1 pseudogene is annotated in these 354 nt (G+C 61.9%); it reads right to left on the bottom strand.

The annotated features are described in order from the left end of the window. Positions 1-354: pseudogene (locus L8G49_RS20930) on the bottom strand (transposase); the annotation flags it as partial.

Genomic DNA, 354 nt, shown 5'->3' with positions numbered 1-354 from the left:
TCTCGATGCGACTGCGGCTTCGGTAGCGGCGCTTGTCGTATGTGATGGGCACGTTTCGGGATTTTCGTCCCGGAATGCAGGGCACTATGCCCTTTGCCTGAAGAGCGTCCCTGTACCAGTCTGCATCGTAACCGCGGTCGGCAAGCATCCACTGCGCCTTGGGCAGATCGCCGAGCAGCGCTGCAGCGCCAGTGTAATCGCTGACCTGGCCAGCGGTCATGAAGAAGCTCAGTGGGCGACCGTTTGCGTCGGTGACGGCGTGAAGCTTCGTGTTCATGCCGCCCTTGGTGCGACCGATGAGCCGCCCGAGATCCCCTTTTTAACCCGCAGGCTCGATGCCGTCCGGTGTGCCTT

Origin of the sequence: Sphingomonas sp. CARO-RG-8B-R24-01, assembly GCF_022662295.1 — a bacterium.
Lineage (GTDB): Bacteria > Pseudomonadota > Alphaproteobacteria > Sphingomonadales > Sphingomonadaceae > Sphingomonas.
This window is presented reverse-complemented; position numbering and strand designations above follow the sequence as displayed.